15 protein-coding genes are annotated in these 14944 nt (G+C 41.5%); 10 read left to right on the top strand and 5 right to left on the bottom strand.

The annotated features are described in order from the left end of the window. Nucleotides 1-19: 19 nt before the first annotated feature. Nucleotides 20-1018: a potassium channel family protein gene (locus tag BCM40_RS08560; RefSeq protein WP_065526289.1), complete on the bottom strand. Its 999-nt coding sequence runs from the start codon at nt 1016-1018 to the stop codon at nt 20-22. Between the two features lie 707 nt (nt 1019-1725). On the opposite strand from BCM40_RS08560, the gene BCM40_RS08555 reads away from it, so the two are divergent. Beyond that, the gene (locus BCM40_RS08555) at nt 1726-2190 is read left to right on the top strand and encodes a low molecular weight protein-tyrosine-phosphatase (protein WP_065526291.1); all 465 of its coding nucleotides are present in this window, start codon (nt 1726-1728) and stop codon (nt 2188-2190) included. Nucleotides 2191-2258: 68 nt separating this feature from the next. Here the strand turns inward: BCM40_RS08555 and BCM40_RS08550 are convergent, their stop codons facing one another. Further along, the gene (locus BCM40_RS08550; protein WP_065526292.1) at nt 2259-3101 is read right to left on the bottom strand and encodes an NAD(P)H-hydrate dehydratase; all 843 of its coding nucleotides are present in this window, start codon (nt 3099-3101) and stop codon (nt 2259-2261) included. A gap of 300 nt (nt 3102-3401) precedes the next feature. On the opposite strand from BCM40_RS08550, the gene BCM40_RS08545 reads away from it, so the two are divergent. The 3 genes from BCM40_RS08545 to BCM40_RS16400 all read left to right on the top strand — a co-directional run bounded on the left by BCM40_RS08545 (nt 3402) and on the right by BCM40_RS16400 (nt 5701). Beyond that, complete coding sequence (locus BCM40_RS08545) at nt 3402-4340, top strand: MBL fold metallo-hydrolase (protein WP_065526293.1); 939 nt, start codon at nt 3402-3404, stop codon at nt 4338-4340. A 287-nt stretch (nt 4341-4627) separates the two neighbouring features. Further along, the gene (locus BCM40_RS08540; protein WP_065526294.1) at nt 4628-5347 is read left to right on the top strand and encodes a 3-ketoacyl-ACP reductase; all 720 of its coding nucleotides are present in this window, start codon (nt 4628-4630) and stop codon (nt 5345-5347) included. A 165-nt stretch (nt 5348-5512) separates the two neighbouring features. Next, nucleotides 5513-5701, top strand: coding sequence for a hypothetical protein (locus tag BCM40_RS16400; RefSeq protein ID WP_156851281.1), 189 nt, complete (start codon nt 5513-5515; stop codon nt 5699-5701). A 37-nt stretch (nt 5702-5738) separates the two neighbouring features. Here the strand turns inward: BCM40_RS16400 and ptsP are convergent, their stop codons facing one another. Both ptsP and BCM40_RS08530 read right to left on the bottom strand, forming a co-directional pair. Further along, nucleotides 5739-7457, bottom strand: a complete 1719-nt coding sequence (gene ptsP / locus BCM40_RS08535) for a phosphoenolpyruvate--protein phosphotransferase (RefSeq protein ID WP_065526295.1) — start codon at nt 7455-7457, stop codon at nt 5739-5741. Continuing rightward, nucleotides 7454-7723: a phosphocarrier protein HPr gene (locus BCM40_RS08530; RefSeq protein ID WP_065526296.1), complete on the bottom strand. Its 270-nt coding sequence runs from the start codon at nt 7721-7723 to the stop codon at nt 7454-7456. Before BCM40_RS08530 ends, ptsP begins: the two co-directional genes overlap by 4 nt. A gap of 192 nt (nt 7724-7915) precedes the next feature. Here BCM40_RS08530 and BCM40_RS08525 point away from each other — a divergent pair, with 192 nt between their 5' ends. The 3 genes from BCM40_RS08525 to BCM40_RS08515 are packed head-to-tail and all read left to right on the top strand — an operon-like array spanning nt 7916 to nt 11501. After that, complete coding sequence (locus BCM40_RS08525; RefSeq protein ID WP_065526297.1) at nt 7916-8668, top strand: DeoR/GlpR family DNA-binding transcription regulator; 753 nt, start codon at nt 7916-7918, stop codon at nt 8666-8668. Continuing rightward, the gene (gene pfkB / locus BCM40_RS08520; RefSeq protein ID WP_065526298.1) at nt 8665-9597 is read left to right on the top strand and encodes a 1-phosphofructokinase; all 933 of its coding nucleotides are present in this window, start codon (nt 8665-8667) and stop codon (nt 9595-9597) included. The genes BCM40_RS08525 and pfkB overlap by 4 nt, the downstream gene beginning before the upstream one ends. Then, on the top strand, nt 9594-11501 hold the full coding sequence (locus tag BCM40_RS08515) for a PTS fructose transporter subunit IIABC (protein ID WP_065526299.1): 1908 nt from the start codon (nt 9594-9596) through the stop codon (nt 11499-11501). The genes pfkB and BCM40_RS08515 overlap by 4 nt, the downstream gene beginning before the upstream one ends. Before the next feature lie 52 nt (nt 11502-11553). On the opposite strand, the gene BCM40_RS16290 is transcribed toward BCM40_RS08515, so the two are convergent. Then, a protein-coding gene (locus BCM40_RS16290; protein ID WP_156851264.1) for an IS3 family transposase occupies nt 11554-12902 on the bottom strand; the annotation gives its coding sequence in 2 pieces (ribosomal slippage) (nt 11554-12458 and nt 12458-12902; 1350 coding nt in all). Between the two features lie 206 nt (nt 12903-13108). Here BCM40_RS16290 and BCM40_RS08500 point away from each other — a divergent pair. From BCM40_RS08500 to BCM40_RS08490, 3 genes are all read left to right on the top strand, one after another. Continuing rightward, the gene (locus BCM40_RS08500; protein WP_065526300.1) at nt 13109-13495 is read left to right on the top strand and encodes a nuclear transport factor 2 family protein; all 387 of its coding nucleotides are present in this window, start codon (nt 13109-13111) and stop codon (nt 13493-13495) included. A gap of 186 nt (nt 13496-13681) precedes the next feature. Next, a complete protein-coding gene (locus BCM40_RS08495) occupies nt 13682-14014 on the top strand; it encodes a hypothetical protein (protein WP_065526301.1) in 333 nt (110 codons plus the stop codon). 75 nt (nt 14015-14089) lie between these two features. After that, nucleotides 14090-14677 (top strand): histidine phosphatase family protein, encoded by a 588-nt coding sequence (locus BCM40_RS08490; protein WP_065526302.1) that lies wholly within the window; start codon nt 14090-14092, stop codon nt 14675-14677. The last annotated feature ends 267 nt before the right edge of the window (nt 14678-14944 follow it).

The raw sequence follows: 14944 nt of genomic DNA, 5'->3' as shown, positions 1-14944 counted from the left end.
TCAGCTGCGGTCGCTTTCTTTATTTTAAATCAGTTGGCCAAGGACGACTATCGGCCTCGAGACCACCGAGTAATTTTTTTCGGCGGGTTTCTAGTTGTTGATAGGCTAGTGTGTAATCTTTTTCAAGAAGGATTGGGATGCCCTCATTACGGAGTGAATGAAAATCCGGTAAGGAAGGAATTTCTTCTGATGGTTTAAAAAACGATTGATTGAGCGTATCTAAATATTGATCTATACTAGAGCGCATTTCTTTTAAAAGCAATTGATTTGGATGGTGCTTTTCCGGAACTGCAAATTTAATAATACTTAAGGTTTCGTCTAAAACCGTAATGGCCGTAGGCATAGCTGTTGTGTTATCTATAGCATGGTAATAATGCAAAACGGGATACGCGGCATGTTGAGCAGCTAGGGAACCTAGATTTTCCGAAAAACTAGCTAATAAAAGGTTTAAATCATGATAATCTTCACCATTCCATGCACTTCTTACAATTTCCTCAGCAGACTCGCCTAAACCATGAATACTGACAGCCAAAGAACGTTTCATCGTGACAGCACTTAAAATCGAAATTAAATACGTGACGCCAAACGTGATAAACAACATCCCGGTAGCAGTTGCGATGATTGAGATGATTTGTACAGGTCCTTCTAACGGGCTAAAGTCGCCATTACCCAATGTGAAAATTAAATACCCGGCAAAGTAAAAGCGGTCAAACCAAGATACCGGATCGGATCCATGAGAAGGGGATACCGATTGTTCTATGCCTGCAAATGTGAAAGTCCATCCCACCCATAGCAAAACGATCCACATAAGTAATGTGGTACTTAATACAAGTGGACCGGCTAAACTCAACAGTCTTGAATTTTTTCTGGCGATCAATCTCATTAATCGCCAAATTGATGAGGACAATCGATTGGTTATCGGGCCTGCTCCACCATCTATCCATAAAGTTGTCCATGTAAAATCAATGATACATAAAACAAGTAGCAGAATGCCCGCAAGTAAGTATAAGGTCTCCAAAAAAATCAGTCCTTTCCTCTAACAGTGATCAGCACGTGTAATATCTCTATACCCGTACAAGGCGTGACAAATCATCCACTGATATAAGGTTACGAAGCAAAATGATCGAGTTTATATAGGAAAAGGGATGGCAACGGGTGAACAGAACAACTCAATTACTCCTTGTCGAATACATTTACACAAATTGCAAAGGCTTGTTTGAATGTATGAAAATGTCCACCAATATGCCAACTTAACAGCAAAATAAAATAAAAAAACTCTTTATTTATCCTATTTTTTTGCTAAAATAAGAAGTCGAGTTGATTAGAAGCTTTCAAAGATAAAGCCGGTCACTCTGAAAAAAGGGAGGAAGCGTCAATTTCTAATAATTGGTTATGGTTGCCGGTATTGATTCTTACGTTAAACTGTATCCGCTATACAGAAACAATGATGCAACAAAGTTTGACTTTGTACCAAGTCTTGTTATTTTCGTTAAGTCTCGTCGGGATCCTATATGTGCTGTGGGTCATTTACAAAGGAAAATTAGTACGCAATAAGCCCACCGGCAAAAAACATTTTAAAATCTAACTGCCGGTATAAAACAGCTTGTCCCATAAATGAGACAAGCTGTTTTATTTGGAGAGAAGGGTAGGGCGCCTAATTGTCCCTGCTGCAGGTTATGCCGGTGATATAATAAAAACAGATGATTGACTAAAGGAGGCATTTTAATGATTCGCGTATTGTTTGTATGCTTAGGAAATATTTGCCGATCTCCCATGGCAGAAGCTGTTTTGAAAGAATTAGTCAACAAAGATCGTTTATCTTCGAAAATAAAAGTAGAATCTGCGGGTACGGGAAACTGGCACATTGGTGATGACCCGCACCCAGGAACATTGGACATATTGGAAAAGCACGATATTTCAACAGCGGGCTTAAAAGGAAGACAGCTTCAGCCAGGAGATTTTGAGCGCTTTGACTATATTGTGGGGATGGACAAAAACAATATAGCAGACATTCGCTCGATGTTAGGGCAACCGGTTCATCCAAAAATTTTTCGTTTTTTGGATTTAACTCATCATGCCAAAGATGTTCCAGACCCTTATTTTACAGGTGATTTCACTGAAACCTACGAGTTAGTGACAGAAGGTTGTACCGCTTTATTGCAGAAAATCAAAGAAGAACTAGTGGAATAATCGAATGAATATAAAAAGCTGCCGCTTTGTTGTTTAAGATATTTAACAACAAAGCGGCAGTTTTGGGATTATGTCTCAAACCTCGCCCAAACGACCGGCAATAAGTCACTTACTTCATGTGCAAGCATTGTATGTGCAGAGCGAGTAAGCACCCATTCATCTGCACAAGCTCCGTGTAGGTAAACGGCGTTTAATACAGCCTGTTGCCAATTGGAATGACAACATAACATCCCAAGTATCATCCCAGTTAATGTGTCACCCGATCCGCCTTTAGCAAGCGCGCTATTGCCTGTTGGATTTAGCCATGTTTGGCCGTCTGGAAACGAGATGACAGTATTGGGACCTTTTAAAACAATGGTTACCCCTAAGCTTTTCGACCAAATTGCGGCGTACTCTGCTCGATTTTCTTGCAAAGCATCTATTTCGACCCCTGTAATGCGCGAAAATTCAGCGAGGTGAGGGGTCAATATAATAGGGGACTGCCGTGTTAAATAAGAGCGATCACTTATTGCACCGGCATCTAACACGACGGGCATCTGGCTTTCTAAAAGAACGTGAATAGCTTTTTCAGTGACGTCATCCGGCTCTGTTCCAGGGCCAATTGCTGCAGCACGGTAAGTATCGATGGAAGTTTGACGTTGGGCAATATGCTTTAAGCCATCAGCTAAAAAGGTAGCTTCAGGGAGTCGTGACACAATCATCGCAACCGCTTCCGCATCAGTTGCAACGACTAACTTGCCGACACCGCTGCGCATAGCACCAAGTCCCGCAAGCAAGGCAGCACCGGGCATGTCTTTTGTGCCCGCAACCAACAATGCGGTTCCGTAGCTGCCTTTATGACTGGTAGCTTTTCTTTTAGGAAGCGTCGATTTAACATGCTTATCTGTCCATACCTTATTCGCTTTGTCCATTTCGTCTAACCTCCATTTCACAACGCTATTTATAAAGTTATTTTAACAGTACGCAATAATTTGAGAAAATGCAAAATCAGTCCGATTGCGACCAGCTAGTCAGACTTTGAACATCTACGAGAAAGCACGCGATCTCGTCATTGCTTTGCCAATCCGTTTTAGAAGCTAATTTTTTGAAAATCCACAGTGGGTAAAAGAACTCAAATTCGAATAGTAATGGTAGAATATTCTATCAATGGATAAACTTTTTGAATTTAACCTATCCATCAGTCTATTTCCAACACAAAGGGGATGAATAGTATGAAAGAAAAACAACCAATTCGTTTAGGTGATCGAATTTATTTAATCGATGGCTTTGATTTAGGATTGCCAGAACGTACCGGAACGTACGTGATAAACGACAAAGAACTAACAATAGTGGATACCGGTCCGAGTGCTTCGGTAAAGCATGTCAAAAAAGGACTAGCTGCGTTAGGTTTTTCTCTAGATGACGTTAAATACATAATCGTTACCCATGTTCACTTAGATCACTCAGGTGGAGCGGGATTATTACTGCAAGATTGTCCGAACGCAAAAGTTGTTGTTCACCCAAAAGGTGCTCGGCACTTAAGTGATCCGAGTCGGTTAATTGCGGGGGCAAAAATGGTTTATGGAGACCAGTTTGAGAAATTATTCGATCCGATACTCGCAATCCCTGAAGACCGTTTGTTGATCAAAACGGAAGGGGATCAATTGGAAATTGGGCCAACTTGTCAACTTTTCTTTTGGGATACACCTGGACATGCTAACCATCACTTTAGTATTTATGATCCTGGCAGTAATGGGGTGTTTGCAGGAGACACAGTAGGTATCCGTTATGACCAATTGGTAAGAGAAGGCATCGACTTGTATTTGCCGTCGACTTCGCCTAACCAATTCAATCCTGAAAAAATGCACCAAGCGATTGAGCGAATGACGAAAGCCGATTTGGCTGCTATTTACTATGGACATTTTGGCAAAACCAATCAACCACATATCGCACTTCAACAAGTCACTGAGTGGCTGAAAATTTTTGTGGAGGAAGGGAATGCGGCATTTGAGAAGAATTGGAGTGCGGATCAATTAGCGAATCAGTTATTTGAGCGAGTACGCCAATATTTAAGATCACAAAATGTAGCGGATGATCATGATGTATATGCTTATATTCAAGTGGACATGCAAGTAAGCGCTATGGGAATTCTGCATGCCTTATCCAAATAAACAAAAGCCTATGCAACAGCATAGGCTTTTAAATTGCTATTCATTCATAACTCACCTGAATAGCTTATTCAGGTGAGTTATTATTGCGAGTTTTTAAGGTCTAATAATTATTATGAATAATCATATTCATAAAGGTGGATGGGCGGGACAATTACTAAAATACATGACTTCTGTTTACATACTAGCCCCTTTAGGGTAAATAAAAAAATAGACAACATCCCAACAAATTTGTACAACATTATCAAATTAAAAACCTGGGAGAACTTAGCGAGAGGTGGACACAAAAGATGCAATTATTAACAGAGAAAACAGCATTTATTACAGGAGCGGGCAAAGGAATTGGACGTGCTTCAGCTCTAGCTTTAGCAAACGAAGGGGTCAATGTGGGATTGATCGCGCGAACTGAGTCAGATTTAGTCAAGCTTGCTGCGGAAATTAAGTCACTGCGTGGGCGTGTGGCTTATGCGGTGGCAGATGTATCGGATTTGGCACAAGTAGAAGCGGCCATTGAGAAATTGACGAACGAAATTGGGACAGCCGATATATTGATCAATAACGCTGGAATTGGTAAATACGCACCGTTTTTAGAGTTGCAGCCAGAAGAATGGAAGCGAATGATTGATGTCAATTTAATGGGCATGTACTATGTAACTCGCACTGTTTTACCGCAACTAATTGAAAAAAATGGGGGAGATATCATCAATATTTCGTCTAGTTCAGGATTGCGCGGGACGGCTGGTTCGAGTGCTTATAGCGCTTCAAAGTTTGGTGTACTGGGTATGACAGAGTCATTGTCTCAAGAAGTACGTAAGCATAATGTTCGCGTATTTGCTTTAACACCAAGTCGAGTCGTAACAGATCTAACGTATAAAGAAGGCGAAACGGAAGAAGAAAAAGAAAAATTCATGCAACCAGAAGATTTGGCTGAGTACATGGTGGCGCAATTAAAATTGCATCCGCGTATTTTCATTCCAACTTCTAGTCAGTGGGCGACAAATCCTTTCTAAAAGATAATTTTCTTACGGGTTCCTCACTTGCTTTAGCATGAAATTTAATCTGACATTCCTCTTTTGCAATTATGGAAGAGGAATGTCAGCTTTTTCATTAATAAAGGTCCATCAATTTAGTCAATAAAACGAATTTATATCAAAACAGCGGACGGGGGTAAAGCGGTGAGGGAATTCTATTTGATATTGTTAATGTTATCGATTGCATTGTTTTGGATTGGGTTGATTAAGCCTGAATTGGTATTAAGGTGGATTCCCGAAACTCATAGAAATCGCCAAAAAGTCTTAAGCTTTTTTGGTCCGTTAATACTCGTCACTTTTATTTTGTTCGGCATCACAATAGAATCGCCATAAAAAATGAGCTAAGGAATGGATTCCTTAGCTCATTTTTTTATTTAGTTGGTAATTGTTTTACGTAGTCTTCAACTTCTTGTGAAGTGCCAAGTGCCAAAATGCGGTCTGTATGTTGTGCCATTTCAGCTTTTGAAAGTTTGCTGATTTGCGCACGGGCTTTCAAGATCGATGAAGCGCTCATTGAGAATTCATCTAGGCCAAGACCTAAGAGAATTGGAATCGCAATTTCATCTCCTGCCATTTCACCACACATACCTGTCCATTTGCCTTCGCGGTGAGACGCATCGATGACCATTTTTACTAAACGTAAGATGGCTGGGTTGAATGGCTGATACAAATACGACACGCTTTCGTTCATGCGGTCAGCGGCCATCGTGTATTGGATCAAGTCATTTGTCCCAATCGAGAAGAAGTCAACTTCTTTAGCGAAAGTATCCGCCATCACAGCTGTTGATGGAATCTCAACCATGATGCCTACTTCGATTGTTTCACTAACTTCGACGCCTTCAGCTTGAAGCTTCGCTTTTTCTTCTAATAACAATGCTTTGGCTTCACGGAATTCGTCAAGTGTAGCAATCATAGGGAACATGATCTTCAAGTTGCCGTGTACGCTAGCACGTAAAAGTGCACGCAATTGTGTTTTGAACATATCCGGCATTTCTAAGCACAGGCGAATTGCACGCAAACCTAAAAACGGGTTTAGTTCTTTTGGCAAATCAAGGTAAGACAACTCTTTGTCGCCACCAATATCTAGTGTGCGAACAACAGTTGGTTTGCCTTGCATGCCTTTTAATACAGCTGCATAGGCTTCTACTTGTTCATCTTCAGTTGGGAACGAATCGCGTCCCATATAAAGAAACTCTGTACGGTATAAACCAATTGCCTCACCGCCGTTATCAACAACCCCTGTAATGTCTTTAGGTGTTCCGATATTGGCACCAAGTTCAACAGCTTGACCATCAGCAGTCACCGTAGCTTCGTTTTTCAAAACAGCCCATTCAGCTTTTTGTTCTTCATAAGCTGCTTGCTTGTTTTTGTATTCTTCGATGACGCTATCTTCTGGATTGATCAAAATCGTTCCATCTAATCCGTCCACGATAACCATCGTGCCGTTTTGAATATCAGCCATCGCTTTTTTAGCCCCAACAACTGCTGGGATTTCCAGTGTGCGCGCTAAAATCGCAGAGTGAGACGTACGTCCACCAATATCCGTGATAAAGCCTTTTACAAACTGTGCATTTAACTGCACGGTGTCAGAAGGCGTTAAATCTTCCGCGATAATAATGACTTCATCTGAAATCATGCTTGGGCTTTGGGTAGTTACACCTAATAGGTGAGCGAGTACGCGTTTTCTCACGTCACGAATATCCGCTGCGCGTTCTTTCATGTACTCATTGTCCATTGCTTCAAACATAGCAATAAACATGTCTGTTGCTTCTTGCAATGCAAATTCGGCATTGACGTTTTCGGTTTTGATTTTTTCAGTAATTGGCCCAACAAGTTCAGGATCGCTTAATACGAGTAGGTGAGCCCCAAAGATGGCTGCTTCTTTTTCGCTAATTTGTTCAGCTGTTTTTTTCTGAATGACTTCAAGTTCAGCGATGGATGTTTCTAACGCTGATGTTAATCGTGCCAATTCGCTGTCAGTATCCGAAATTGTTCGCTTATCAACATTCAATTCCGGATTTTCCAAGCGAAAAGCTTTCGCAATGGCAATTCCATTTGAGGCTGCTATTCCGGACATTGTTTGGGTCATTGGTTTGAAATCCCCTCTTTTTCCATAACTGCTCCTGCTTGTTCAATTGCTTCGTTTTCATCTGGACCATCTGCTGCGATTGTTACGACTGAACCACTTGGAATCCCTAGAGACATAACGCCCAAAATTGATTTTAAGTTTACTTTTTTGCCATTGTGCTCAAGTGTGATATCTGATGAGAACTTAGACACCGCTCCTACTAATGCTGATGCTGGACGTGCGTGCATACCTGCTTCATCTGTAATTGTAAATTGTTTTTCGACCATGATTAAATTCCTCCTTTTATAAGTGCCGTCATATAGAACAAAAGATGACCGTTTTTGAAGGTTTTCGATTGTCCTTAAAAATAAATGACGTTTTTTGACTGCTTATGAACGATTATGATTGATTTTGGAAGCGATTTCAAGTATTATCTTTTTAACAGAACTTTTAAACTATTAAAAAAAGAAGGTGAGAGCTTGCTGACAAACGAACGACATCTCTTTATTATGCAACTTCTAGATGAAAAACAGACTGTCAAAATTCAAGAACTTGTTGAATCAACTGGCGCATCCGAATCAACAATCCGAAGAGATTTGGTTGATCTCGAACATTCCGGAAAATTGGAACGCGTTTTCGGTGGCGCAACGCTTGCCGGTAAAAATTTGTTAGAACCGAGCATTTTAGACAAATCCACACAATTATTAGATGAAAAAATTAAAATTGCGAAATTTGCTGCTTCATTTGTGCAACAAGGCGATAGCGTGTATCTGGACGCTGGTACCACGACCTTTCAAATGATTCCATTTTTGAAAGACAAAGATCTCGTCGTCGTAACAAATGGCTTAACGCTTGTCGAGGCACTAAATAGCCACGGCATCACCACTTATTTAACAGGTGGGTTAATGAAACCACGTACCGGCGCATTTGTCGGTTCTCAAACGATTCAAGCTTTGCAGAACTATCGTTTTGATAGCTGTTTTCTTGGCATCAATGGTTTTCATGCGGAATATGGTTATACCACACCAGACCCTGAGGAAGCTGCCGTAAAACAAATGGCTAGTTCTTTATCACGAAAGACGTTCGCGCTCGCTGATCATTCCAAAATCAATAAAATCAGCTTTGCAAAAATTATGGATCTAGAACGTGCCACCTTAATTGTAGATGAAATTACCAAAGATGCCAATGCTGTACTTGAAAAAAAGACAATTGTAAAGGTTGTGAAGCTATGATTTATACTTGTACTATCGCTCCATCCATTGATTATACCGCTTATCTTTCAGAATTTGAAAGTGGCAAGCTAAATCGGACAACGGAAGTGTATTATTATCCGGGGGGCAAAGGCATTAATGTATCGCGTGTGTTAAAACGTCTCGGCATACCTAATAAAGCACTCGGATTTGTTGGTGGCTTTACCGGACGGTATATAGAAGGGTATTTAAAAAATGAAGGCGTTGACAGTGATTTTATTGAAACGGCCGAAGTTACACGCATCAATGTCAAAATCAAATCTGCTACGGAAACAGAGCTCAATGGCCCCGGTCCTGAGTTAACTGCCGATCAATTAGCAGCTTTAACAAAAAAAGTGCGGGATATGAACGAATATGACTGGTTTGTTTTGGCCGGCAGCTTACCTAGCACAATTGGGCCAGATTATTTTTTAGAACTCGCCACAATTTGTCAAACCAAAAACATTCGCTTTGTACTGGATACTTCAGGGCCAATGCTAAACAGTATACTGACCACGCCTGTATTTTTGGTTAAACCCAATCAACAAGAACTCGGTGAATTGTTTGATGTGGACATCACAAATTTGACGGACGTTTATCATTACGCCCGCAAACTGGTTGACAGTGGAACCGAACATGTTGTGGTTTCTATGGGAGGCGATGGGGCCATGCTTGTAACTAAAGACACTGCACTTATCGCGAATGCACCAAATGGCAAGGTCGTCAACACTGTAGGCGCAGGAGATTCCTTGGTCTCTGGATTTATTGCCGCGTACGCAACACATGGAGATGCTGCACAAGCTTTCCGTTTTGGGGTTGCCAGTGGCAGTGCCACTGCATTTCGATCCGATTTGTGCGAAAAAGAAGATGTGGAAACATTGCTTGACCAAATAGAAGTTTACCCATTTGAAGAAAAGGATGTGACAAAATGAAAATCACGCAACTTTTAACGGAACAAACGATCATTTTGGACTTGGTAGCCTCAACGAAACAACAGGTATTAGAAGAGCTGGCCAATCAATTAGACCAAGCCGGCAAACTAACAGATAAACAAGCTTTCACAAAAGCCATTTTAGAACGTGAAAATCAAAGTACCACCGGTATTGGTGATGGCATTGCGATACCTCATGCTAAATCCGCCGCCGTCGAGTTTCCGGCAATTGCGTTTGGTCGTTCTCAAAAAGGACTGGATTTTGAATCGCTGGATGGTCAACCAAGCCATTTGTTCTTTATGATAGCAGCGAGTGAAGGCGCGAATGACGATCACTTGGAAGCACTGTCACGTTTAGCTACATTTTTAATGGATGAAAAGTTCCGCAACAACATTTTGGCAGCGCAATCAAAACAAGAAATTTTGGACATCGTGTCTGCAAAAGAAGCAGCTGTTGATCAACCAGAAACAGCGGCCGTTCAAACGCCTGTAGGTAGCACACAAAAGAAAATTTTGGCCGTAACGGCTTGTCCAACTGGCATTGCGCATACGTATATGGCAGCTGAAAAGTTAAATGAGCGGGCAAAAGATCTTGGCATATCGTTAAAAGTAGAAACCAATGGCTCGAGCGGTGTGAAAAATCGCTTGACGGCCGAAGACATTGCTGAAGCAGACGCCATTATTGTTGCAGCTGACACCAAAGTAGAAATGAGTCGTTTTGACGGCAAACCCGTAATTCAAACCGGCGTCGGCAAAGCGATCTATGAAGCCGATCAGTTGCTGAACCGTGCAGTAACTGGAGACGCTCCGATTTACAAGCATGTTCAGTCTAAAGATGAAGCTGATGCAGGAGAAACCAAAAGCGGTTTTTATAAGCATTTAATGAACGGTGTTTCCAATATGTTGCCATTTGTAGTGGGTGGCGGTATTCTTATTGCCATTTCGTTTTTCTGGGGCATTAATGCCAGCAATCCAGACAGTCCTGAATACAACGAGTTTGCGGCAATGCTGATGACGATTGGTGGCGCTAACGCTTTCTTCTTAATGGTTCCCGTTCTTGCCGGCTTTATCGCTATGAGTATTGCCGATCGTCCCGGTTTTGCACCAGGTATGATCGGTGGATTGATTGCCATTACCGTAACAGGCGTTGAAGGGGCAAGTGGTGGATCTGGTTTTCTTGGTGGATTGATCGCTGGTTTCCTTGCTGGGTATGTGACGATTTTGGTGAAGAAAATGTTTTCTGGTTTGCCTTCTTCATTAGAAGGATTAAAACCGGTGTTGTTTTTCCCGGTCTTTGCGATTGCCTTTACGGGCATCATCATGATGCTTGTGAATCCGCAGCTGACAAAAGTGTATACATCGATTTCTTCGTTCCTAGAAAGTCTAGGTGGTACCAACTTAGTATTAGTTGGTTTGTTGCTAGGCGGGATGATGGCCATTGATATGGGTGGTCCGATCAACAAAGCAGCTTATACATTTGGCCTGGCCATGTTAGATGCGCAAAACTTTAACTTTATGGCCGCTGTAATGGCTGCTGGAATGGTGCCGCCACTAGGTCTTGCCATTTCGACTAGTTTGTTTAAAAACAAATTCACAAAACCAGAACGTGAAGCTGGTAAAACTGCGTATGTGTTAGGTGCTTGCTTTATAACTGAAGGTGCCATTCCTTTCGCTGCAGCAGATCCGGCACGTGTGATTCCGGCATGTGTGGCTGGAGCTGCGACTACAGGTGCATTAGTAATGTTGTTTGATATCGGTTTACGTGCGCCACACGGTGGAATTTTCGTTATTGGATTAGTCGATGGAGGTGTTCCAAGCATTTCGCTGTATATTTTAGCGATTTTACTAGGAGCAGTTGTGACGGCCTTGATCGCCGGTTTGTTGAAAAAAAGAGTAGTTGCATAAAAAAACCGCTCCAAGGGCAACTGAACTGACCCAAAAAAGTTAGACAAAAAAATTAAGCAGCTTGTTGTACATGAGTCCGGTATTCAACCGGACTCATGTTTTTTAATTTCTTCTTCATTCGTTTCTGATTGTAGTAAATCATATAGTCATCCAGTTCCTGGCGGAAGTGTTCAAGACTTTCAAATTCCTGCAAGTAGAGGAGTTCCGTCTTCAGGATGCCAAAGAAATTTTCGATCACGGCGTTGTCGAGACAGTTCCCCTTACGGGACATGCTTTGGGTGACGTTCCGGTTGCTCAATGCCATCTGGTATTTCTTCATCTGATAATGCCAGCCCTGATCCGAATGGAGCACAAGCTCATCTTTTGGGTCGAGGCGTTTCAAGGCTTGTTCAAGCATGGTGGAAACCAGGTCATACGTCGGCCGGCTCTGGATGGTGTAAGCGATGATTTCGCTGTTGTACAGGTCCAGTACAGGTGATAGATAGAGCTTCTGCCCGAAAAGAGAGAACTCCGTCACATCGGTTACCCATTTTTGATTTGGTTTCTCAGCTGAGAAATCTCGGTTCAGGATATTCGGTGCCGCTGTTCCCACATTGCCACGATAGGAACGGTATTTCTTCATCCGAACCCGGCAGGCGAGACCGATTACTTTCATCAATTTCAATACCGTTTTTGGATCCAGGTGGATTCCTATTTTCCCTAATTCGATTTGGATATTCCGATGTCCATATCGTCCCTTGTGTGCATGAAAGATAACGGCAATCGCTTCTTTTGCCTCTTTGTATTTGTCGGGACGAGTGTGATGTTTGATCCAATAATAATAGGTACTTCTAGGAATGGACGCTATCTTGATGAGGTCAACGACCTTGAAATCATGCCTTAGCTCATAGATTACTTGCGCTTTGAGTTGCGCTGTGACAGTTCTTTTTCCTTCACTAAGGCATTTAACTTTTTTAAATACGCATTCTCCATGCGCAGCCGTTCGACTTCTTCTTGAAGTGATTCGGTTGGTTTCTTTGGTGACACAGGTTTTTTGGATTTCTCTTTCATGGATGGATGCCCCCTTTGTTTTGAAATAAGGGCGTCCATGCCACTTTGATCAAGTGCTTTCTCCCATTTCATCACGGTCGTTCTGGAAGGGATATTGAAAACAGCAGCTGCTTTCATAGGGGACGCCCCGGTATCGTTCATAAAGTTTAATACGTCCATCTTAAACTCAGGTGTATAGTTTGTATAGCGTTTCATCAATCCCTCTACGCCGTGATGTTGGTACAGCTCAATCCATTGATGGAATCCTCTTTTGTTTACCCCATACCGCTTAGCGACTTCATTCATCGAGTCATGCCCAGTTAAATACTCCCGAACAGCGCGTATCTTATCTTCAACTTTAAATTTCGCCATAAAAAAACTGCACCTCCATTGTTAGTTGTGTCTAACAATGGAGGTGCAGTTCACAACCTTGGAGCGGTTTTTTGTGGTGTTTGATCCCTAAAAACTGGGTATTGAATAATGCAGATACAAAAAGTTCAGCATCTACAAGAAGATTAACGAAAGAGGTGAACCGCAAAATTGATCTATAGAAAAATCAACGAAAGGAGTAAGTGAAAATGGAAACCGCAAAAAATGCGGATTTTTTCCGTCAATTCAATCATGCTTTTTTCCAAGGCGACCGGGAGTTTATCGAAAACAACATTACTGACGACGTGGTATGGACAATGGTGGGTACGGAATCAATTGTTGGAAAGCAAGCTTTTCTTGATACAGCTTTTGGATTAGAGGAAGGGTATTCGGATCTTGAATACTGGATCGATTTTTCCGTAACAGACGCTAAAAAAGCCGCACTCAAAGGAAAAATGATTCGAAAAACAACAGATAGCACACCAAAAGTGTATGCATTTTGCGATTTTTATGTACTGAATGACGAAAACGATTGTAAAATAAAAGAGTTAACCACATTTCTTGTAGCGATTGATGAAACAGTAGAAAGCTCCTAACAGGGGGCTTTTTTATTTTGGGGGTGTACAGGATTCCATGTAGCTTCTTACATAAGGGCCATAAATATATAAAGACACGCCACTAACAAAAAAACGACTTCTCGACAATTTCTCCACACTTATTCGTTATAATCAGATAATTACAATTATTATAGTTTTTTAATTGCCAGTAGAGGAGGAGAATAGATGGATGTTCAAATCATGTGCAAGGAATGTGGAACGACAGATAAATTTCAATCTCCTGGAGAAAATGGTGAAGTTGGCATTCATTCCATATCGCAAAGTTTTCAAGTAGGTGTCAGTTGGAAAAGCCAAGTGATCGAACATATACAAGATGAGTTAGTGAATAAGCTCGGGAAAGCGACGACAGACAAAGAGCGCAAAGAAATACTCGAAGAAGAACTAGCAGCAAATGCTTATGCGGAAACCATTGACTTTGAATTGAGTTTTACGTGTAAAGGCTGCGGCAATCGCATCACGTTAAATGACTTCCAGTTGATCGATTTGTTGGGCTTCTAACGTTTATCAAGTGAGTCTGTGCTTTATTTATGCTAAACTAGTCAAATCATTCGCATGAATAAAGAGGTGAAGTAGATGACGACGATTTGTTTAGTCCGGCACGGGGAAACCGACTGGAATGTACAAGGGAAAATTCAAGGAAAAACCGATATTCCGTTAAACGCAGAAGGCATAAAACAAGCGATGCGTTGTGCGCACGGGTTAACCGATGCTAATTGGGACATTATTATTACAAGTCCGCTCAAGCGCGCCAAACGAACAGCAGAACTGATCAATGAGACTTTGCAATTGCCGCTTATGGAAATGCCACAGTTTGAAGAAAAGCATTTTGGTGATGCAGAAGGCATGACTTACGAGGAGCGGGCATTGACGTTTCCGGATCGGCATTATCCTAACCAAGAAGATAATCAGTTGTTTGCTGAACGCTTGTCGTCGGGACTAGAAATCATACATGAACGTTTTAAAAACAAGCGCGTGTTGTTGGTGTCACACGGCGGTGTTATTAACGCATTACTTGGCACGTTATCAAATGGAGAAATCGGTTCTGGCAAAACCAGGTTATTGAATACAAGTTTTAGCCATATTCAGTTTGATCAAACCAATTGGGTGATTAAAAATTACAACCAAGTGAGTCATCTTGAAAAAGAGATGAGCGGAACGTAAATTGCAAAAGCAACCAAACGAATTATATCTGAATTAAAGATGTTACTCAAATACAGAACCTGGTAGCACCCTAACACGCAAGGTTTTCAACAACCTGAATTGCGTGGCGGAGGTGCTATTTTTATTATTCTTTTACCGGTATCGATTTTATGGTCGAAATGGCTGAGTTAAAAGCAGGAAGTACAAGGAGGACAAAAGCGGGAAGACCGAAAGTAATATAGTTGAAGCTAAATCAAGCGATTGCTCTTTATTATTTTCAAAGGGTTT

This window comes from Planococcus donghaensis (assembly GCF_001687665.2).
GTDB lineage: Bacteria > Bacillota > Bacilli > Bacillales_A > Planococcaceae > Planococcus > Planococcus donghaensis.
The sequence above is the reverse complement of the archived record's forward strand: the minus strand, read 5'-3'. Positions and strand labels throughout refer to the sequence as shown.